21 protein-coding genes are annotated in these 20,925 nt (G+C 57.3%); 7 read left to right on the top strand and 14 right to left on the bottom strand.

The genetic code is table 11. From position 1 onward, the window contains the following. The first annotated feature begins 13 nt into the window (after positions 1-13). Positions 14-952 (top strand): DMT family transporter, encoded by a 939-nt coding sequence (locus tag BLU89_RS06435; protein ID WP_074735386.1) that lies wholly within the window; start codon positions 14-16, stop codon positions 950-952. Positions 953-1,187: 235 nt separating this feature from the next. Then, a complete protein-coding gene (locus BLU89_RS06430) occupies positions 1,188-1,964 on the top strand; it encodes a Hint domain-containing protein (RefSeq protein ID WP_245709667.1) in 777 nt (258 codons plus the stop codon). A gap of 53 nt (positions 1,965-2,017) precedes the next feature. On the opposite strand, the gene BLU89_RS06425 is transcribed toward BLU89_RS06430, so the two are convergent. The 8 genes from BLU89_RS06425 to BLU89_RS06390 form a co-directional block, all read right to left on the bottom strand. Further along, the gene (locus tag BLU89_RS06425) at positions 2,018-4,219 is read right to left on the bottom strand and encodes a 3-hydroxyacyl-CoA dehydrogenase NAD-binding domain-containing protein (RefSeq protein ID WP_074735383.1); all 2,202 of its coding nucleotides are present in this window, start codon (positions 4,217-4,219) and stop codon (positions 2,018-2,020) included. Then, on the bottom strand, positions 4,212-4,700 hold the full coding sequence (locus tag BLU89_RS06420) for a cupin domain-containing protein (protein ID WP_074735382.1): 489 nt from the start codon (positions 4,698-4,700) through the stop codon (positions 4,212-4,214). The genes BLU89_RS06425 and BLU89_RS06420 overlap by 8 nt, the downstream gene beginning before the upstream one ends. Continuing rightward, positions 4,700-5,911: an acetyl-CoA C-acetyltransferase gene (locus BLU89_RS06415; RefSeq protein ID WP_074735380.1), complete on the bottom strand. Its 1,212-nt coding sequence runs from the start codon at positions 5,909-5,911 to the stop codon at positions 4,700-4,702. The genes BLU89_RS06420 and BLU89_RS06415 overlap by 1 nt, the downstream gene beginning before the upstream one ends. 12 nt (positions 5,912-5,923) lie before the next feature. After that, positions 5,924-6,562, bottom strand: a complete 639-nt coding sequence (locus BLU89_RS06410; protein WP_074735379.1) for a glutathione S-transferase family protein — start codon at positions 6,560-6,562, stop codon at positions 5,924-5,926. A 53-nt stretch (positions 6,563-6,615) separates the two neighbouring features. Further along, positions 6,616-6,828: a hypothetical protein gene (locus BLU89_RS06405; RefSeq protein ID WP_074735377.1), complete on the bottom strand. Its 213-nt coding sequence runs from the start codon at positions 6,826-6,828 to the stop codon at positions 6,616-6,618. A gap of 53 nt (positions 6,829-6,881) precedes the next feature. Then, on the bottom strand, positions 6,882-8,663 hold the full coding sequence (locus tag BLU89_RS06400; RefSeq protein ID WP_074735376.1) for an acyl-CoA dehydrogenase C-terminal domain-containing protein: 1,782 nt from the start codon (positions 8,661-8,663) through the stop codon (positions 6,882-6,884). 42 nt (positions 8,664-8,705) lie between these two features. Next, a complete protein-coding gene (locus tag BLU89_RS06395) occupies positions 8,706-9,107 on the bottom strand; it encodes a MerR family transcriptional regulator (protein ID WP_074735374.1) in 402 nt (133 codons plus the stop codon). A gap of 174 nt (positions 9,108-9,281) precedes the next feature. Then, the gene (locus tag BLU89_RS06390; protein ID WP_074735373.1) at positions 9,282-9,650 is read right to left on the bottom strand and encodes a MerR family transcriptional regulator; all 369 of its coding nucleotides are present in this window, start codon (positions 9,648-9,650) and stop codon (positions 9,282-9,284) included. 117 nt (positions 9,651-9,767) lie between these two features. On the opposite strand from BLU89_RS06390, the gene BLU89_RS06385 reads away from it, so the two are divergent. The 3 genes from BLU89_RS06385 to BLU89_RS06375 are packed head-to-tail and all read left to right on the top strand — an operon-like array spanning position 9,768 to position 12,023. After that, positions 9,768-10,187 carry a PaaI family thioesterase gene (locus tag BLU89_RS06385; protein WP_074735371.1) on the top strand — a complete coding sequence of 140 codons (420 nt, stop codon included), beginning with the start codon at positions 9,768-9,770 and terminating at the stop codon, positions 10,185-10,187. 1 nt (position 10,188) lies between these two features. Further along, positions 10,189-10,704: a PaaI family thioesterase gene (locus BLU89_RS06380; RefSeq protein ID WP_074735370.1), complete on the top strand. Its 516-nt coding sequence runs from the start codon at positions 10,189-10,191 to the stop codon at positions 10,702-10,704. A 2-nt stretch (positions 10,705-10,706) separates the two neighbouring features. After that, the gene (locus BLU89_RS06375; RefSeq protein ID WP_074735368.1) at positions 10,707-12,023 is read left to right on the top strand and encodes an MATE family efflux transporter; all 1,317 of its coding nucleotides are present in this window, start codon (positions 10,707-10,709) and stop codon (positions 12,021-12,023) included. Here BLU89_RS06375 and arsC read toward each other — a convergent pair. Genes arsC through BLU89_RS06355 form a run of 4 tightly spaced genes read right to left on the bottom strand, consistent with a single transcriptional unit; the run spans position 12,020 to position 14,179 of the window. Then, positions 12,020-12,361, bottom strand: a complete 342-nt coding sequence (gene arsC, locus BLU89_RS06370; protein WP_074735367.1) for an arsenate reductase (glutaredoxin) — start codon at positions 12,359-12,361, stop codon at positions 12,020-12,022. The two genes, BLU89_RS06375 and arsC, sit on opposite strands and share 4 nt — an antisense overlap. Continuing rightward, positions 12,358-13,416 (bottom strand): quinone-dependent dihydroorotate dehydrogenase, encoded by a 1,059-nt coding sequence (locus BLU89_RS06365; protein ID WP_074735365.1) that lies wholly within the window; start codon positions 13,414-13,416, stop codon positions 12,358-12,360. The genes arsC and BLU89_RS06365 overlap by 4 nt, the downstream gene beginning before the upstream one ends. Then, positions 13,413-13,844 (bottom strand): DUF1330 domain-containing protein, encoded by a 432-nt coding sequence (locus BLU89_RS06360; protein ID WP_074735364.1) that lies wholly within the window; start codon positions 13,842-13,844, stop codon positions 13,413-13,415. The genes BLU89_RS06365 and BLU89_RS06360 overlap by 4 nt, the downstream gene beginning before the upstream one ends. Then, the gene (locus BLU89_RS06355) at positions 13,841-14,179 is read right to left on the bottom strand and encodes a DUF952 domain-containing protein (protein ID WP_074735362.1); all 339 of its coding nucleotides are present in this window, start codon (positions 14,177-14,179) and stop codon (positions 13,841-13,843) included. Before BLU89_RS06355 ends, BLU89_RS06360 begins: the two co-directional genes overlap by 4 nt. 108 nt (positions 14,180-14,287) lie before the next feature. Here BLU89_RS06355 and BLU89_RS06350 point away from each other — a divergent pair, with 108 nt between their 5' ends. Then, entirely contained in the window at positions 14,288-15,865 is a 1,578-nt protein-coding gene (locus BLU89_RS06350) for a bifunctional metallophosphatase/5'-nucleotidase (protein WP_074735361.1), read from the top strand. A gap of 53 nt (positions 15,866-15,918) precedes the next feature. Here BLU89_RS06350 and BLU89_RS06345 read toward each other — a convergent pair whose 3' ends face one another. Then, positions 15,919-17,571, bottom strand: coding sequence for a tetratricopeptide repeat-containing sulfotransferase family protein (locus BLU89_RS06345; RefSeq protein ID WP_074735359.1), 1,653 nt, complete (start codon positions 17,569-17,571; stop codon positions 15,919-15,921). A 151-nt stretch (positions 17,572-17,722) separates the two neighbouring features. On the opposite strand from BLU89_RS06345, the gene mnmH reads away from it, so the two are divergent. Further along, a complete protein-coding gene (gene mnmH, locus BLU89_RS06340; RefSeq protein ID WP_074735358.1) occupies positions 17,723-18,775 on the top strand; it encodes a tRNA 2-selenouridine(34) synthase MnmH in 1,053 nt (350 codons plus the stop codon). On the opposite strand, the gene selD is transcribed toward mnmH, so the two are convergent. Beyond that, positions 18,766-20,925, bottom strand: a complete 2,160-nt coding sequence (selD, locus tag BLU89_RS06335; RefSeq protein WP_074735356.1) for a selenide, water dikinase SelD — start codon at positions 20,923-20,925, stop codon at positions 18,766-18,768. The genes mnmH and selD overlap by 10 nt on opposite strands.

The raw sequence follows: 20,925 nt of genomic DNA, 5'->3' as shown, positions 1-20,925 counted from the left end.
GGCAGAGGCGGGGATGCAATCAACACAACCAACCCATTTGGTAGCGGCGTCTATGCTGATGGTTGCGTCGATGGCCATTATTGGTGTGATCGACAATTTTGTGATCCGGTTGGCCGAGGGCATCGGGCTCTGGCAATTTCACCTGAGCCGCTCTTTGCTGATGCTGCCGCTGATCGTTTTGCTTTCCCTGCTCGGTCTGGGAACGCTAAGGCCGCGTCGATACGGCATTGTTGCGTTGCGAAGCGTATTGATCACGATGTCGATGCTTTTCTATTTCAGCGCACTGGCGTTGATGCCCATTGCGCAGGCATTGGCGGGATTGTTTACATCGCCGATCTTTGTACTGCTGATCTCGGTATTGTTGTTGAAGCAGCGGATCGGTCCTTGGAGGATTGTGGCGGTTGTATTGGGGTTCTCCGGAATTCTGTGCGTTTTGCAACCGGATCCGACCTCATTTGAAGTCAAGACGCTGCTGCCGGTTGCAGGCGGATTCTTTTATGCGCTCGGCGCGATTGTGACACGGACACAGTGCGCGAATGAAAGTACGGTTGCGCTGCTGGCAGCGTTGGTCGTGACACTTGGGCTTGCGGGCGCGGTGGGATTGATCTGGCTGGCCTTGGTGCCTGTTGGGGGGCCTGCCGGGGCGGATGGGTTTGCCATGCGGGGTTGGGTATGGCCGATGCACGAGGTGTTGCCCTGGATTGTCGTTCAGGCCGTGGGTTCGACGGTTGCCGTCTTCATGCTGATCAAAGCCTATCAATTGGGAGAGCCCTCTTACGTCGCCGTCTTCGAGTATTCGGTTATGATCTTTGGTCCACTTTTTGCCTGGGTGGCATTTGGACAGTCGATCGGTCAGATGCAGGTGATTGGCATCGGAATGATCGCCTTTGCTGGGGTGTTGCTGGGGTCGCGGGAAAGCCGGATATCTTCGACGTCATATGAGGCCCGGTGACCGCAAGTGCAGATTCGCAGCCAGTCTGCCGTCTGTTGTACTCTTATCGTTTCCGCGCCGCACCTAAAGCCATCTCTGAGCGCCAGTTTGTTTACATATCGGCTAGATATTAAGGCAAAGCAGGCTCAAATTAGTCCTAAATGTGGCAAAACTAAGTCCCGATGGGGCACATTAGTTTGGACCTTCTGAGCAATTTATCTGAGCTATTTGAAGGTGCCAACAGGGGGGAAGGCACGTGTTAGAGTTAGTGAGTGTTTCGGGGTATTCGAAACGAGATGTCAAAGGCCCGCAGGCCTTTGCAGGAAAGGCGGCATCAGCACGCCGTGGGGGATTGCTGCACGGAACCAAGGTTTCCACGACCGGTGGCTGGAAGCGGGTGGAAAGATTGGTCGCAGGTGATCTGGTACGGACGTTGGACCATGGATTTCAAGAGTTGAGACGCGTCAGCGTTGATCGGATTGTTGTACCCGGAGACGAGCGCCGATCCGAACATCTGCCAGTTCTTGTTCCATCCCGCGCCGCCTATAACGGACGGCCCGTCTGGTTGATGCCGGAACAGGGGGTGGCTTTGGATCAGGGCAAACTCGCCGTCGGTATCGAGGGTATTTCGGTCATTCCCGCCCGATTGTTGAGTGGCGTAGGGCGTCTGAAATCCGATACGCCAGCGCAGTCATTTGATGTAACATCGTTGTTTTTTGATCAGGATGAGCTGGTGTTCATCGAAGGAGGGTTTCAGGCGTATTGCGCGTCCGGCCGCATGAGCGCCGCGCCTGTTCGAAATCGCGTGCGGTATGAAGTCGCCGACGACGAACATGCTGACCTTCTGATCGAAGCCGTTGAGAATAGAGGTGATATCTCGGCTTTGGCAAACCCATTGGCAGCGCTGCCCGCACCTATGTCGCAAGAGCCTATTTTTCCGATCCGTCCCTCCATGGGGATACGCCGACCGGGGCGGCCGGGGCGGCCCGATGTGCCTGCACTGTTTCTGCGGCCAGAATGGAAGTCGCAATGAAACTGTTGTGAGAAAGGCGCGGGCGCATAGTGACATGCGCCCGCATCACTTGGTCAGGCAGCCCGGGTTTCGGGGTTGAAGCGGCCATAGAAGCTCTGACCTTTTTCAGCCATCTCGCGCAGCAGCGGAGGGCAGGTGAAGCGCTCACCGTACGCCTCGGCCAGTTGATCGCAACGCTCGGCAGCGTAGGGCGTGCCGATGATGTCCAGCCAGCTGAGCGGGCCACCGGACCAGGGCGCAAAGCCCCAGCCTAGAATAGCGCCAACATCGCCTTCGCGGATATCTTCCAGAACGCTCTCTTCCAACGCACGGACCGCTTCCAGAACCTGCGCGAACATCAGACGTTCCTGCACTTCGATCAGATCGGGCTGGTTTGCGGCATGAGGGTATTTTACTTGCAGGCCTTTCCAGTACTCTGTGCGCTTGCCCTTTTCGTCATAGTCGAAGAACCCTGCATTGACCTTGCGACCCAGACGGCCCTGTTCCTCCATCCAGAAAATCAGATCGTCCGAGGGGCTTTCCGGATAAGCATCGCCCATAGCCGCCTTGGTGGCCCGTGCGATCTTGGCACCCAGATCGATCGAGGTCTCATCGGTCAGCTGGATCGGCCCCACCGGGAAGCCCAGCTGACGCGCCGCGTTGTCGATCAGCACAGGGCTGACGCCTTCGGCGATCATTCGGACACCTTCGTTGATGTAAGGAATGATGCAGCGGTTGGCGTAGAAGAAGCGGGCATCGTTGACCACGATCGGCGTTTTGCGGATCTGGCGTACATAGTCCAGCGCCTTGGCGACCGCACGGTCCCCGGTTTCGCGGCCCTTGATGATCTCGACCAGGAACATCTTCTCAACAGGTGAAAAGAAGTGGATGCCGATAAACTGATCCGGACGAACGCTCGCCTTGGCCAGATCCGAGATCGGCAAGGTCGAGGTGTTTGAGGCAAAGATGCAATCCTCAGGGATAATCGCCTCGACCTTCTTGGTCATTTCGGCCTTTACGCCAGGATCTTCGAACACGGCCTCGATGATCAGATCGCAGCCTTTGAGGTGCTCTAGGTCGGGGGTAGCCGTGATCTGGCCCAGCATGGTTTCTTTTTTCTCAGCCGTGACCTTGCCGCGCTTGATGCCCTTGTCCAGATAGGCCTCGGAATAGGCTTTGCCCTTGTCGGCAGCATCCTGATCACGGTCGATCAGCACAACTTCCATACCTGCCTGAGCCGACACCAGTGCAATACCGGCCCCCATCATGCCCGCACCCAGAACGCCGATCTTCTTGACCCGTTGATCGGGCACATCCTTGGGTCGCACAGCGCCTTTCTCCAGCGCTTCCTTGTTCAGGAACAGCGACCGGATCATCGCTGACGAGGATGGGTTCATCAGCACATTGGTGAACCAGCGCGCCTCGATCTTCAGCGCGGTGTCGAAGTCGACCAATGCACCTTCGTAGATCGAACTCAGCAGGGCCTTAGCCGCCGGGAAGGCGCCTTGGGTCTTGCCATTCACCATGGCGTTGGCGCCAACGAAGGTCATGAAACCAGCGGGGTGGTAGGGCGCACCACCGGGCATCTTGTAGCCCTTCGCGTCCCATGGCTTGACCAAATCGGCATCCTTGGCGTTCAGAACCCACTCTTTGGCCGCAGCGACTGGATCGTCTGACACTGCGTCGATCAGTTGTGCACCCTTGGCCTTGGCCGGGTCCATCATCTTGCCTTCCAACAAGACCGGAGCGGCGGCCATCGCACCAACCATACGGCTGTAACGCATGGTGCCGCCACCTCCGGGGAAGATGCCCAGCATGATCTCTGGCAGACCGATCTTGGATTTCGGGTTATTGGTCATGACCCGGTGGTGACAGGCCAGAGCTATCTCGGTTCCGATCCCGGCGCAGGTGCCATTGATGGCACAAGCCACCGGCTTGCCGCCCTTCTTGGACTTGGGGTCCATGCCCGCCAGTTCCAGTTTACGCAGGATGTGGTGGCCTTCCATAACAAAGTCGAACAGCGCTTGTGCTGGCTCGTCACCGGCTTCCTGACGGATCGTGGCAAGAGTGCCGAGGTCCATGCCGCCGGCGAATGAACCTTCTTTGCCGCTGGTGATGACGATGCCCTTGATCTCATCATCCGACAGGGCCTGATCGACCAGTTGGCTGACCTCTTGAAAGGCCTCGCGGGTCAGAACGTTCATGGATTTGGCCTGGGCGTCCCAGGTGATGAAGGCAACGCCGTCTGCGTCTTTGCTCAGAGTGAAATCAGTCATTGTCATCTCCAATCTGGTCAGCCGTCAGCGGGCTGCCATCCTTGCGGGTGAAAGCGAAACCGTCGGGGTCAAACTTCACCATCATGTCTAAGTCGCTGTAATAGCCGGTCTCGGTCGGGGTCCGCGTGCCCACCACCAGAAAGGTCGCAGGCGCATCGGTCTTGTTCACAAGGTGGTGGCCATTGGTGTCACCCGCAGGCCAGGCGGCGCAATCGCCGGGCTGCATTTCGTGTTCGCCATCGTCATCGATCAGCGTGCAGGTGCCACTAAGCATGATTGCGAATTCGTCCTGCTCCATGTGGTAGTGGCGCAGCGAGGACAGACCGTTGGGTTCGAGCCGCACAATGTTGACGCCAATTTGGGTCAGGCCGTTCGCATCGCCCAACGGTTGGACGTAACGGTCGTCACCTGCTTTCGCCAGTTTGCCGGGATAACCCGAACCGTTCCGAAACGGAATCTTGGAAAGATCAATTTTAGGCATCAAACACGCTCGATAATTGTCGCCGCACCCATGCCGGACGCGATGCAGAGGGTGGCCAGACCGGTTTCTTTGTCCTGACGCTCCAGCTCATCCAGAAGGGTACCAATGATCATCGCACCGGTCGCACCCAGCGGATGGCCCATCGCGATCGAACCGCCATTGACGTTGACCAACGCAGGATCGACGTCGAACGCCTGCTGGAACCGCAATACAACCGAGGCGAAGGCTTCGTTCACCTCGAACAGGTCCAGATCGCTGATCTTCATGCCGTTGTCGGCGAGAATTTTCTCGGTCACCGGCACCGGGCCGGTCAGCATGATCGTCGGATCGGTGCCAATCTTTGCGCTCGCTTTGATGCGGGCGCGGGGCTTCAGACCGTATTTCTCACCGAATTCCTTGTTCCCGATCAATACCGCAGCAGCTCCATCCACGATGCCCGAGCTGTTGCCCGCATGGTGGATGTGGTTGATCCGCTCAAGATGCGGGTACTTTATCATCGCCACCTTGTCGAAGCCCGGCATCTGCTCGCCCATCATCTGGAAGGCGGGATTCAGCGCGCCAAGCGACTGCATGTCGGTGCCCGGGCGCATGTACTCATCGCGATCCAGAATGGTCAGGCCGTTCTGATCCTTGATGGTGATGACTGATTTCTCGAACCGGTTGTCTTCCCAAGCCGCCGCAGCCCGTTTCTGCGATTCTACCGCCAGCGCGTCGGCATCATCGCGACTAAAGCCATACTCGGTCGCTATGATGTCGGCCGAGATACCCTGCGGCACAAAATAAGTGTCCATCGCCAGAGTCGGATCAACCGCGATCGCCGCACCGTCGCTGCCCATGGCAACGCGGCCCATCATCTCGACACCTCCAGCGATGTAAGCTTCGCCTGCGCCACCCTTCACCTGGTTCGCGGCGAGGTTCACGGCCTCCATGCCCGAGGCACAGAACCGGTTGATCGCCAAACCTGGGATCGACTGATCGAGATCCGAGGCCAGAACGGCCGAGCGCGCGAGACAGCCGCCTTGCTCCATCACTTGCGTGACGTTGCCCCAGATCACGTCCTCGACGGCGTGACCTTCCAGGTTGTTGCGCTCTTTCATCGCGTTCAGGGTCAGGGCGGACAGGCGCACCGAGGTTACCTCGTGCAGGCTGCCATCCTTGCGGCCCTTGCCGCGCGGGGTGCGCAGGGCGTCATAGATATAGGCTTCGGTCATGGGGTTTTCTCCTTAAGCTCGATCCGACGGGTTGCCGGGCATCAGGTCATAGGGGTGTTTCCAGCCGGGCTGTTCGCTGAGGCGCGTCAGCCAGGTGTCAATGTTGGGCCAGTCAGCACGATCAAAGCCGAAAGGTTCGGGATAATAGAGGTAGCCGCAGCAGCTGATATCGGCGTTGGTCATGCCGTCGCCAACGATCCAATCGCGGCCCTCAAGATGGGCGTTCAGCGTCTGATATGCGGCCTTGAGCCGACCCTGATTGAACGCGATCACATCCGGGTTGCGGTGCTTCTCGGGCAGAAAATTGATCAGGAAACGGGTTAGCCCGGCCATCGAACTTAGCTTGTGGTTGTCCCACAGAACCCATCTGAAAATCTCGTAATTCTCATCACGATCCTTGCCGCCGAACTTTCCGGACTTTTCGGTCACATAAGCCTGAATAGCACCGGACTGACTGGTGCGGAAATCACCGTCTACCATAACCGGAGCTTCACCCATCTCGTTCACTTCAGCGCGGTATTCAGGCGTGCGCGTCGCGCCACCGAAGAAATCGACATGGACCGGCTCCCAGTCCAGACCAGACATTTCTAAGGCAAGAGCGGCTTTGTAGCTGTTTCCACTTTCTCCGAAGCAGTGCAGTTGAATGGTCATGTGCGCGCCCCTCCCAAGGCGTATTGAATGTCCCAGCGATGATTTGCGCGCAGTTAGCGCTTTCTCGCATCCAGCTCTGAATTAAATATGCGTAGCCTATGCGTCAGGTTTTCCTCGTCGATCACGCTGTTGAAATTCTCGAACAGAAACGAGAGAGCCTCACCTTCATCCAATCCCGCCTCTCGCGCGAAACCGCGGAGTTTGCGATAGCCATCTTCGGTCATGGCGACGGGAAATCGGCGGGTCAGGCGAAATCGTTTTGGCATCTTGTCTCCTCCGTGGGTGGGCCCGGGTTATGACGCCCGAACCCACACTGAGATCAGAAGCTCGCAGCGTCCAGTGCCATTACTGTGTCCGCTCCGGTTTGAATACGTGCCAGATGCATCGCGGTCGCGGGCAGTCGGCGGGCCATGTAGAACCGACCAGTGTTGATCTTGGTCTCGTAGAACTCTTTGTCCGAGGCGCCGCCGTCCAGTGCGTCTTGTGCGGCTTTTGCCATCTGCGCCCACATCAGGCCCAGGCAGACATGGCCGAACAAGTGCATGAAGTCATACGAACCGGACAGTGCGTTGTTCGGGTTCTTCATACCTTCCTGCATGAAGTACATACCGGCGGCTTGCAGATCCTTGGATGCAGCTTTCAGCGGTTCAATGAAAGCTTTGTCAAAAGCTTCATTCTGACCTGCGTTTTCCTTGCAGAATGATTTGACCATATCGAAGAACGCCATGACGTGCTTGCCGCCATCCTGTGCCAGCTTACGACCCACCAAATCCAGTGCCTGAACACCGTTTGCGCCTTCGTAGATCATCGCGATGCGGGCATCTCGGGTGTATTGTGACATACCCCATTCTTCGATGTAGCCGTGACCGCCATAGACCTGCTGTGCCTGAACGGTCATGTCGTAACCTTCGTCCGTCAGGAAGCCTTTGATAACCGGGGTCAGCAGCGAGATCAGCCCGTCCGCGTCCTTGTCATCAGAACGGTGCGCCTTGTCGATCATGGTCGCGCCCCACAGGATGAACGCGCGCGCACCTTCGGTAAAGCTTTTCTGATCCATCAGGTTGCGGCGGATGTCGGGGTGAACGATCAGGGGATCGGCCGGGCCGTCCGGATTTTTCACACCAGTCACATCGCGACCCTGCAGGCGATCCTTGGCGTATTCAACGGCATTCTGGTACGCAGCCTCGGCCTGCGACAGGCCTTGCATACCAACACCCAAACGCGCTTCGTTCATCATGGTGAACATGGCGCGCATGCCTTTGTGTTCCTCGCCCAGCAACCAACCGGTAGCTTCGTCATAGTTCATGACGCAGGTCGAGTTGCCGTGGATGCCCATTTTCTCTTCGATCTTGCCGACTGAGACGCCATTGCGTTCGCCCGGCGTGCCGTCGTCGTTGACGATGAACTTTGGAACGATGAACAGCGATACGCCCTTGATGCCCTCGGGGCCGCCGGGGATCTTGGCCAATACCAGATGGATGATGTTGTCAGCCATGTCGTGATCGCCAGCCGAGATAAAGATCTTCTGGCCGGAAATCTTGTAGCTGCCGTCGCCTTGCGGTTCTGCCTTGGTGCGCATCAGGCCCAGATCGGTGCCGCAGTGCGGTTCGGTCAGGTTCATGGTGCCGGTCCATTCACAGCTGACCATGTTGGGCAGGTACTTGTTCTTCTGCTCTTCAGTTCCATGTGCCAGAATGGCCGAGGCCGCTCCATGGGTCAGGCCCTGATACATGACGAACGCCTGGTTCGCACCCGAGAACACCTCGCCCACGGCTGTGCCCATCACATAGGGCATGTTCTGGCCGCCATACTCTTCGGGCATGTCCAACCCGGTCCAGCCACCTTCTTTCATCTGCTCGAAGGCGTCTTTGAAGCCTGTTGGCGTATACACAATGCCGTTCTCTAACCGACACCCTTCGGTGTCACCGACCACATTCAGAGGGTGCAACACGTTGGTGGCAACCTTGCTGGCTTCTTCCAGAACCGCGCCGGTGAATTCGGATTCCAATTCATCATAGCCGGGGATGTCCGATTCCGAGACTTTCAGAACGTTGTGCAGGATGAACTGCGTGTCTTTGGTTGGCGCGTTGTAGACGGGCATGTGAAGCTCCCTTATTTCATATGTCCGGAAGGGTCGGCGAGGTTATTCAGCCGCCTTCTTTTCCTGTTTTATCGAGGCGATGACCTTCTCGCCCCAGCGCAACTGCTCTTTCAACTCGTCGATTGCCTGTGTCAGCTCTTCGCGGCGCGATTCCATGTCGGCCAGACGCTCGCACGCGATTTCATAGGTGCGCGACATCTGGGTCACTTGCTGGTCGCCCACATGGTACAAATCCAGAAGCTGGCGGATTTCTTCAAGACTGAAGCCAAAGCGCTTGCCGCGCAGGATCAGTTTCAGGCGCGCGCGGTCCCGTTTTGTGAACAACCGCTTTTGGCCGTCACGGATCGGAAACAGAAGCTCTTTGGCCTCATAAAACCGCAAGGTGCGGGGCGTGACATCATAGGTCTCGCACATTTCACGGATGGTCAGCAGATCTTCGGTCATGGTTCAAACTCTCATCACTGGCGTCATGCAAGCTGAGTTGCGCAGTCGATAGATGTTTTACAACACACAAGTGACGTTTACGTAATGCGGACGCTGCGTCACAAATAAGTTGACGTAACATCCGGTCGCGTAAACGATGGTTGCGGCAATTATCTTGCCGTAAGGGAAGGGTGTTTACTTCAACAGTTTGACCGTTTGATCTCGCAATTGTTGAAGCGCATCCATCGCCTCATCCAGCTGTGAACGCTGCTGGCGCAACTCTTCCATCTGGCGATCGGCCATCTCGATGAAGGTCGCCATCTGCGCCTGATCACCCTGATCCTCGTAGATCAAAAGCCACTGGCGAATCTCTTCCAGCGGAAATCCGAACTTGCGACCACGCAGGATCAGCTTCATCCGAGCGCATTCACGAGGCCCGTAAAACCGCGATCGGCCCTCGCGGTCGGGTTGCAGCAATTCTATATATTCGTAATAGCGCAGCGTGCGCGGAGTTACGTCGAACTCGGCGCACATCTCTTTGAATGACAAACGGTTGTCGGACATTCGGGGTCTCCTTGGCTGCAACCTAGGGCGTCGTGACGGCAAGCGCAACAGCCGGGCTTGCCCTTGGCGTAAACGCAGGCCAATAAAGGGTCAGGCAAGAAGACAGGACCCAACCCCATGGTCGATAAGACAGTATTAGCACGGCAATTCATCGAGGCGATCCCGCACGCCAAGGCGCTGGGGCTTGATCTGACGCATATCGGCGAGGGCGAGGCTGAAATTTCCATGCCGTATAACGAACAGCTGATTGGTGATCCCAGAACCGGGGTGATCCATGGCGGTGCGGTTTCAGCCATGCTGGATACATGCTGTGGTGCTGCAGTGATGAGCCACCCGTCGGCGCCTGGCGGAACGGCGACCATCGATCTCCGCATCGATTATATGCGGGCTGCTACGCCTGGGCAAAGCATCCGAACCCGCGCGACCTGCTATCACATAACGCGTAACGTGGCCTTCGTTCGTGCGACGGCGACGGATGACGATAGTGATCGACCCGTTGCAACCGCGTCGGGCGCATTCACCGTGGAGGGAAGCTGACATGGTGCGGCCTCGTCCCGAACCGATGCAGGTGGTCAAACAACGCCGTGACGCAGCGCTAAATGCGCTTGTCGAAGGCGTGCCCTATATCCGCTTCCTCAATATTTCATTTGATCGGCGCGGAGATGAACTGACCGGTGTGCTGAATTTTGACGACAAACTCATCGGAAATCCATTCCTGCCTGCCATACATGGCGGGGTGACGGCGGCTTTCCTCGAAGTGACTGCTGTTATCACGCTAAGCTGGGAGCACATGTTCCCAAGGATCGAAAGCGGTGAGATCGGGGCAGAAGATATCTTAAGCGATGAGCATATCCGCTTTCCCAAAACTATCGATTTCACAGTTGATTACTTGCGGTCCGGTCTCCCACGTGACGCCTATGCGCGCGCGTTCATCAACCGGTCGGGTCGGCGTTATGCTTCTGTCCGAGTCGAGGCATGGCAGGACAACCACGCCAAGCTTTTTGCGCAAGGAACAGGACATTTCCTGATGCCGCAGCCTTCGACGAAAGCCTAAACGTGGACGACGCAACCACGCCCATCACCCACCGGCGCGTATTGAAGATCGCACTGCCGATCGTGCTGTCCAATGCAACTGTGCCGATTCTTGGTGCGGTGGATACAGGCGTCGTCGGCCAGATGGGGCTGGCGGCTCCGATCGGGGCTGTAGGCATGGGTGCGGTGATCCTGTCGTCGATCTATTGGATTTTCGGTTTTTTGCGGATGGGCACCACAGGGCTTGCGGCACAAGCGCGGGGCGCGGGTGATACTGCGGAAACCGGGGCATTGCTGATGCGTGGTCTGCTGCTGGGCGGAACAGCGGGGCTGTTTTTTATTGCCACTCAGGTTTGGGTGTTCCTTGGGGCATTTTCACTGTCACCCGCCAGCGCCGAGGTCGAATCCCTTACACGGGCCTATCTTGAAATTCGCATCTGGGGCGCACCGGCTACAATTGCGCTGTACGCGGTGACGGGTTGGTTGATTGCGGTCGAGCGTACACGCGGGGTGTTCATCCTGCAGATCTGGATGAACGGACTGAATATCGTACTGGATTTATGGTTCGTGCTTGGCCTTGGATGGGGCGTCGAAGGCGTGGCCATCGCTACACTGATCGCCGAGTGGACAGGCCTCGCGCTGGGTCTGTGGCTCTGCGGTGATGCGTTTGGCGGTAAACAATGGCGGGACTGGCCGCGCATTTTTGATGCCAAGCGTTTACATCGGATGTTGCAGGTGAATGGCGATATCATGGTGCGCTCGGTTCTGCTGACCGGTGCCTTCACCACGTTTCTGTTTGTAGGTTCTGATCTGGGCGACGTGAATCTGGCTGCAAATCAGGTGTTATTGCAGTTCCTGGAAATCACTGCCTTTGCATTGGATGGTTTTGCCTTTTCAGCCGAGGCACTGGTTGGTGGCGCAGTCGGCGCGCGCGACCGCCAACAGGTCAGGCGCGCGTCACTAATGGCATCGCAATGGGGTGTTGGCGGGGCCATTGGACTTGGGTTGGTGTTCTATCTGGCAGGGCCCGCGCTGATTGATCTTATGTCAACGTCAGCCGATGTGCGGATAACGGCGCGCGAGTTTCTGTTCTGGGCTGCCTTGGCTCCAATTGTCGGGGTGGCAAGCTGGATGTTCGACGGCATCTACATCGGGGCCACCTGGACCCGCGATATGCGTAACGCGATGATCCAGTCGGTTGCCGTCTATGTGGTTACCTTGTTCATTCTGGTTCCGACCTTCGGAAACCATGGGCTGTGGGCGGCGCTGATGGTTCTGAACATCGCGCGGGGGCTTACTCTGGGTTGGCGGTACCCCCGGCTTGAGGCACAGATTGCCTAAAGCAGAGACAGAAGCGCCTCTGTCGGGCGTCCGATGGCGGCCTTATCATCCGAAATCGCCAGGGGTCGTTCGATAAGGATCGGGTTTTCGGCCATGGCCTGAATCAGCTCTGCTTCCGACGCGGTTTTGGTCAGGTTGAGTTCCTTGAACCGTTTTTCGCCGGTGCGCATCATTTCGATGGCCGTAAGCCCGAGTTTCGATTGTGTGTTACGCAGATCTTCGGCAGACGGTGCGTCTTCCAGATACTTCCGCACGCGCACTTCCGCGCCCTGCTCTTCGAGCAAAGCCAACCCGGCGCGGGATTTGGAACACCGTGGATTATGCCAATATTCGATCACAACCAGTCCTTTCGTTTGCTACCAACTGCCTGCGCAACAGTGTCAAACCCGTCGCGGGCCAGCAGTTTGTCCAAATCTCGTGCGATATCCGCAGCCAACGAGATGCCGCCAAATACCATTGCGGTGTAGAATTGAATGGCCGATGCACCAGCGCAGATTTTGTCATAGGCCTGCTGCGCGTTTCTGATGCCGCCGACGCCAATCAAAGGGATCTGCCTTTCTGTCAACTGGCTCAACTGCGCCAGAACACGGGTCGATTTCTCAAACAAAGGTGCGCCGGACAGACCGCCGGCCTGTTCTTTGTGCCTGCTGTGCAATCCGTCACGTGACAACGTAGTGTTTGTGGCGATCACCGCATCTACGCCGGTTTCGCGGGCAACATCCGCAATATCCTGCAATTCGGCCTCGGTCAGATCAGGCGCGATCTTCAGAAAGATCGGAATCGGGCGGGTCAGAGCGTTGCGGGTTTCGACCACTCCGCTCAGCAGCGCACTCAGTGCCGCCTTTCCCTGTAAATCGCGCAGCTTTTCGGTGTTCGGAGATGAGACATTGACCGTCGCGAAATCCAGATACTCGGCACAACGGGCCAGTACTTTGGCGAAATCACCGGGCCGGTCGTCGCTGTCTTTGTTCGCGCCCAGATTGAGGCCGATCACCGCATCTTTCGGGCGGCTGGCAAGCCGGGTGGCCATGACCTCCATACCCTCGTTGTTAAACCCGAACCGGTTGATCGCAGCGCGGTCTTCGGTCAGCCGGAACAAGCGTGGCTTTGGGTTCCCGGGCTGAGGCCGTGGCGTCACGGCACCCACCTCGACAAAGCCGAAACCAGCGCGCGACAGCGGGGTTAGAACTTCACCGTTCTTGTCGAACCCGGCGGCCAACCCAACCGGGTTTGGCAGGTCGAGCCCCGCCACCTGTGTCCTCAGCCGATCTGAAGTCACCGGTCCCGGCGATGGCGCAAGACCAGACTTTAGCGCCTTGATCGACAGCCCATGTGCGGTTTCGGGGTCAAGGCGATGCAGGGCGGCCAGCCCAAGTTTTTCGGTCAATTTCATCCGAATGAAGTTCCACCTGTTGTCGGGGCGCAGCGGATCAGCCGCGACGTTTCAACCGCTGCCTGCCGGTGAATGACGGCGCAGCGATAGACCGGATCGGTCACCATTTCGAGAAACACATGCGCGGTGGGATAGCGGGCGATAAACATCTCATCCCATATCTCATCCGAAGGGCCGATCAGTGTTGTATGAAACGTTCCGCGCCACAGGATTGATGCCCCGAGGCGCGCGATGATCGGGGCAGTCTCGACCCCGTAGTTTCGATAGGCCTGTGCACCGGTCAGATCTGCATTCGCAAGCTGGTGGTCGGTGGGGTACGCGGCTTTGGCACGGAACTTTATCAGATTGAGCATCTCGATCGGGTGATCGCGATCCAGATCCTTGAAGGCTTCGAATTGGGCACGTTCAGGATCGACAAAGGCGGTCATTCCATCTGTTCCGGAAATTGGTGCTGCTGACCATCGAATGGCAAAGCACACGACCAGATCACGTCGGCCATACGAATTTGGCGGTAGAGATGAGGGAACAGCGCACCACCGCGCGAAACTTCCCATTTCAACTCGTCACCCATGGCACCCGCGTTACAGGCCAGTAATGTAAGACCCTCGACACCTGCGAAGTGTTTGGCTGCGGTTTCAGCTGCTTGTTCACTGGTTGAGAAGTGGACGAACCCGTCGGTCACATCAATGGGAGCACCGTCCGAGGCGCCTTGCGCCTGCAAATTGGCCCATTCGTCGGCCCGGAAAATCTTGTAGATCAGCATAAGAGTCTGATGCCCCGCACCGCTGCTGGAATCAAGTCGGTTTTCCCCCTTTGACTCTTTGCGATGCAAGGCGCACGATCACGCCAAACAACTACAGGGAGTTTCATGATGTACACTCGATTGCTCGCCTCGGCCGCCATTCTGGGCATGACTGCAGGCATGGCCGCCGCCGAGTATAAACTGACCATTCTGCACACGAATGATTTCCATTCGCGCTTTGAACCGATCAACAAATACGACAGCGGTTGCAGTGACGAAGACAATACAGAAGGTAAGTGTTTTGGCGGATCGGCGCGCCTTGTGACAGCAGTAGAAGGCGCGCGTGGGCGGGCCGAGAATTCGATTTTGGTAGATGGGGGGGATCAGTTCCAAGGCTCTCTGTTCTATACCTATTACAAGGGTAAAGTTGCGGCCGAGTTTATGAACAAACTGGGTTATGACGCGATGACCGTGGGCAATCACGAGTTTGACGATGGCCCGGAAGTGTTGCGCGGCTTTATCGATTCCGTGGATTTCCCGGTGCTGATGTCGAATGCTGACATCAAGGATGAAGAGCTTCTCACCGACAAGATCAAGAAATCGACGGTGATCGAGGTTGGCGGCGAAAAGCTTGGTCTGATTGGTCTGACGCCCGAGGATACGCACGACATCGCCTCGCCCGGCCCGAACATCAGTTTCTCTGATCCGGTTCCGGCTGTTCAGGCCGAGGTGGACAAGCTAACCGGTGAAGGCGTGAACAAGATCATCGTGTTGAGCCATTCGGGTTTTGCTGTGGATCAGCGTGTGGCGCAGGAAACCACCGGTGTGGATGTTATCGTAGGCGGGCATTCCAACACCTTTCTGTCGAACACGTCCGACAAGGCCGCAGGGCCGTATCCGACAGTTGTGAATAACGTGCAAATCGTGCAGGCCTATGCCTACGGGAAATTCCTTGGCGAATTGAATGTTACCTTCGACGATGACGGTAGTGTTGTGTCGGCCGAAGGCGAGCCACTGATCATGGACAACTCCGTGACGGAGGATCAGGTTTCGCTCGATCGTATCGCCGAACTGGCCGTTCCGTTAGACGAGATTCGCAACAAAGTCGTAGCCAGCGCTGCGGATTCGATCGAAGGTGACCGATCGGTTTGCCGTGTTCAGGAATGCGAGATGGGCAACCTCGTGGCGGATGCAATGCTGGCGCGTGTCGCCGATCAGGGCGCTCAGATAGCCATAGCGAACTCGGGCGGGCTGCGCGCTTCGATCGATCCGGGTGACGTGACTATGGGTGAGGTGCTGACCGTTCTGCCATTCCAGAATACGCTGTCAACCTTCGAGATCAGCGGGCAGGGCGTGATTGACGCACTGGAAAACGGTGTAAGTCAGGTTGAAGAAGTCAAAGGTCGCTTCCCACAGGTGGCTGGAATGACCTTCACATGGGACCCCTCTGTCGCGCCGAACGAAGGCCGCGTTACCGAGATTTTGGTTGCAAAGGATGGCGGTTTTGAACCCATCGATCCGGCTGCGACCTATCTGGTCGTGACAAACAACTATGTCCGCAATGGCGGAGACGGCTACAGCGTGTTTTCGGGCGATGACAAGAACGCCTATGACTACGGCCCGGATCTGGCGGATGTCACCGCCGAGTATCTGGCCGAAAACGCGCCTTACCAGCCTTATCTGGATGGGCGCATCAAACAGAAATGATGTAATCCTGAAAAATGACGAGGCCGCCTTTTTGGGGCGGCCTTTTGCATTGTTCAATCGAAATCGTATTCTGGCCACAACGCGGGATCGAGCCCGTCCAGCATCGGTTGAATGTGGACTGCAACCTCACGCCAGCCGCCGATAGAACTGGTCGAGATTTTCTTGCGCACCTGATCGATACTGGCCGTGCGAACCTGTTTGGTGTTTTTCTCCGGGTGCATCATCCGTTCATCCCAGTCGATATCGCAGAAGGCAGCGACTTTCCGGCTGTGGGTCTTGGGGTCCGCAACCAGATCTTCATAGGTGATCGTCAGAATTCGATCACCGAATACCCCCATCCAATGTTCAAGATAACGCCGGTACAGGTTGGCCGAATGGGCAATCGCCTCAAGGTTTGACGCATAGCGCATTCCCGGCGCATCAAAACGCCTGATCCATTTCGATAGGCCAACATCCCGCGGGTCGCGCATCATGTTGATTACTCGTGCGTTAGGGAACGCCGATAAAATGAATCCAAGTCGCTGATAGTTATGCGGTATCTTATCTACAAACGCGGTAGAATCCTTGGGTATCGGAGGCATCAACCGGCGATACTCCTTTGCGAATTCAGTCGCAGCACGTGCGTCGAATTGATTGCCGCTTTCAATAGCCTGCAGCGACAGTTCACCTGCAATCGTCAGTTCTCCGCATCCCGCAATTCCCGGCACCGAGCTGAGCATCATTTCCATGAGTGTCGTACCCGAGCGAGGCTGCCCGATTACGAAAATCGGATTCGGGACATCACTCTGTATTGCTGTGACGGGTGGCGTGCCCAGAGAGAGCTGCTTGCAGATATCGTCGTATTTTGTTTCTTCGCGCGCGTTATCATATGGGTTGATGTCGTGCTGGATGGCGTTAGCACGTGCAAACTGAGGCAGCGCCGCGTTCAGACCGTCACGCATTGAGATAAGCCGCGCTTTTGCGAATTCCAGCACCGAGTCGGCATGATCTCTTTCAACAATGGCTGTATCGATCGCAGCGATAAGGTGATCCGCCTCGTCCTTGCCTGCAATCATAGACATCTTGTAGAGCGCCGCGGCACAGACCGGATTTGTCTCAAGCACCGAACCCAATATGTTCCTGGAACCCTGCTTATCCCCCGACTGGTGCAGATCCGTGGCTTTGGCAAGCGCGATCCCTTCTTTGTCGGGCGCCAGTTCGTAAGCCCGAGCAATGTCCCGAGAGCTGTGTTCTGTAAATCCCACATGCCCATAGGCGCGGGCACGTGAATATAGCAGATCAGTGTTGTCGGGGTCTTTTTCCAGTCTTTGGGTCGTATGGTCGATAATTAGCCGCCAACTCGAACCTTTGAGCTGTATTTCATCGACGACGCGGACCAGTTCCTTGTTATTCGGGAACTGCTCGAGCTTATGTTCGGCGTAAGACAGCGCGCGGTGAATTTGGCCTGTCTGCATCAGCGCATTGGCCAGATTCTCGACGAATTGCGCATCGTCTGGCTTCAGTCGCGAGGCTTCGGCGAAATACGGGATCGATTGCTTGTACCGTTGCATCTCAGTCAGAACAAAACCTGCGATGGCGTGGTAGTCGGAATCCTTGGGGAATTTTTTGACACCCAGTTGCGCCTTCTTTAGCGCCTGAGGCAACTTGCCCGCCTCCAGATCGCCCAGCGCTTTGCTTTTGAGGGGTTTTGCCGTCTGTTGTGCCATTTAAGCGCACGTCCCATGTCAGAATGAAACCAATACCGACGGTTCATTACCCAAGTGAGAAGGGTTTGCAATGGCTCTTGTTTGCAATGGTCCGGCATCGCCACCAGTCACCCGGCTTTTCTTCTGGCAACAGTCGGGGTAGATCACTGACATGGTACTGAAATTCTCCAGCCTGCCGCAACTTAATACTCATCCATTCGATACGATCATCGACGTACGCAGCCCGGCCGAGTTTGCCGAGGATCACATACCCGGCGCCATCAATTTGCCGGTACTGGATAACGAGGAACGCGCGCGGGTCGGAACGATATATGTTCAGAAAAGTCCGTTTTTGGCCCGCAAGTTGGGGGCCGCGCTGGTATTCCGCAATGCGGCTGGCCACATTGAAAATCATCTCAGCCATCATGAAGGCGACTGGAAACCCCTGATCTATTGCTGGCGGGGCGGACAGCGGTCGGGTTCCTTCACGTGGATGCTGCAACAGATCGGTTGGCGGGCCGAGGTTGTCGAAGGTGGATACCGCACCTACCGGCGGCTGGTGAAACAGTTCCTATATGACGAGGCGTTGCCGTATCGATTGATGGCGCTGGATGGTTATACGGGTACGGCCAAGACCGACCTGTTGGCGTATCTGCGGGAACGCGGTGTGCAGGTACTGGACCTTGAGAGGTTGGCCAATCACCGTGGCTCGTTGCTGGGGGAAATGCCGGGTGGGCAGCCCAGTCAAAAAGCCTTTGAATCCGCATTGGCCGCCGCTTTGAATCAATTGGACGCGGCGCGACCCGTCATAGTCGAGGCGGAATCGTCCAAGATCGGGAACCTGATCCTTCCGCCGAGCCTGTGGTTAGCTCTGTGCAAGGCGCCGCGTATCCAGATCACGGCCTCGATTGCAGCGCGAACAACATATCTGGTTTCTGCATATGACGATATTCTGTCCGATAACGAACGTCTGCGCGATCGCCTGGCGCGCCTACGGCTTCACCGCGGTCACGAGGTTGTCGACGGTTGGTTGAAGTTGATTGATGCAGGGGATAGGCGCGGGCTGACGCGGGCCCTGATGGAGCAACACTATGACCCGGCTTACGCCAAATCGCGCAAAGCTCAGCGCGCCGACGTGGTCGCACAGGTTGATGCCCCCTCACTTGACCATGTAGGACTATCGGCAACAGCAGACCGCATTGCAAAACTACTGGATCAGTTTTGAATCCGCAGCCCCGGCGTCGCGTCCAGGTGACCGATCAGAGCAGCAGGATATCCAGCGGCCCGCAGTTCTGCGCATAGTGAATCGGCATCGTCAGAGGCGACGGCGGCCAACAGACCTCCGGCAGTTTGTGGATCGAACAACAGGTCGGCCCTGCCGCCGGTCGGAAGCTCCGGGGCGATGGCGCAGTTGTCGGTGTAGATCGTTGATCGAATGCCCTGTTCGCTTAACTCGGTTGCCCCGGCCATCATCGGAACCGAGTTTAAGAAAAGGGTTGCCCCGCAGCCGGACGCTTCGCAAATGCCTTGCAAATGACCGGCCAGACCAAACCCGGTGACATCGGTCATCGCATGGGCGTTATGCAGGATTCTGGATGCTTCACCCTGTGGCAGTACCATCTGTTCAAAAGCCTCCGCGATCCAGGCCCCATCCGCCTGACCAGCCATTTCGGCCGCCATCAGGACGCCGCTGCCCAGCGGTTTTGTCAGGATCAGCGCGTCACCGGGTTTTGCTCCGCTCAACGTGATGGGCTCAGCCTCGCAGAGTCCTGTCAACGTGAAGCCGATGGTCATTTCATCTCCCATTGAGCTGTGCCCGCCTACGATCCCGGCCCCGGCATGACGCATGACGTCGCTGGCGACCCGCATGATTTCAGTCATGGTGCGCTGCTGCAATTCGGCAGACATGCGGGGTAGGATGATCGTGGCTGTCGCGGCTTGCGGGTGTGCGCCCATCGCCCAGATATCACCGAGCGCGTGAACAGCAGCAATGCGGGTCATCAAAGCGGGATCATTGGTAAAGCTGCGCAGATGATCCGAAGTCATGACCTGCTGTGTATCACCAGTCCTCAGCAGCGCCGCGTCGTCGCCGGGCAGTGGGGTGATGTCGGGCCTGTTGGGCTGTGGTAGTGCCTGCAAAGCGAATTGCAACGCCCCTCGGCCCACCTTGGCGCCGCACCCGCCGCACATGGGTTTGTCTCCCAATGCCTCATGCAGCCCCGCTGCGCGATGCCGGGGCAACGCACGCGCGGGCATACGGGGCAGATCGCGGAACTGGTTCATAAAGCGCTGGTCGATATGGTTTTTCCATTTCCACATGAGTGGCCCGCTGAACGATGTTCCCAATCGTTCGGCCAGTGCAGATTTGCCGCCCAACGATATGAGCTTCAGATAGTCCTTTTGCGGCACATAACGCCGCATTTGCCCCGCACCCAACGCTGCACGAAGGTTGTCATACAGAACCGGCGCCTCGCGTACCGCAAAGACACCGGCCTTGGGGCGCGGGTTCTCAGAGAGATGGGCACAGTCTCCGGCGGCGAAGATCGCGGGGTCGCTGGATTGTAGGTACGTGTTCACTTCGACAAAGCCGTCCTGAAGTGCAAGTCCGCTTTCCGATATCCAATCATAAGGCCGCGCACCCGCTGCTCCGGTGACAAAAGTGGCGGGTATCTGGCGACCGTCGGTTAGGTCGATCTGATCTGCTGAAACCTGCCTGATCGAAGCCTGTTCCAGAACTTCGATCCCGAGACGCGCCATGGCGCGCCGGATCGTCGCGGATGCTTTCGGTACCGTCGCGGTCAAGGCGGTTGCACTGTCAATCAGCGTGATCCGAGCGTCACGCCCTTTGGATCGCAGCGCGTGGGCCATGGCCATGGCCAGTTCAACACCGGCAACTCCACCGCCTATGACGGCGACCGAGGCGAGGCCGGATTCTGAAAGATACTTCTCCCACTGCGCGGCGAAGGCACCAAGTGGTTTGGCGGGAACGGCGTGTCCGGCGAAACCGGGCAATGCGGGCATATCGGACGTGATTCCGACATTGACCGAGGCCACATCAAACGCCACCGGCGGATGTCCGGAAACATGGATGTGACGCGTGCCCGTATCGATGCCGTCAACCGCCCCAAGGATCACACGTGCACCCGCAAATCGGGCCAACCGGATCAGATCGATGTCAAGCTCCTGCCGTTGGTAGTGACCGGCCACAAACCCCGGCAGCATTCCTGAATATGGCGCAGTGGGCCCCGGGTTGATCACAGTCACCCGTGCACCTGGCAGCGGGTTCATCCCCCATTTACGCAACAGCAGTGCATGGGTATGGCCCCCACCAATCAGAACCAGATCGCGGGTCAAAGGCAACGGAGGTGTATGCAT

The organism is Ruegeria halocynthiae (genome assembly GCF_900106805.1).
GTDB classification, from domain to species: domain Bacteria; phylum Pseudomonadota; class Alphaproteobacteria; order Rhodobacterales; family Rhodobacteraceae; genus Ruegeria; species Ruegeria halocynthiae.
Note: the sequence above shows the minus strand (reverse complement) of the source record. Positions and strands in the feature narration are given on the sequence as shown.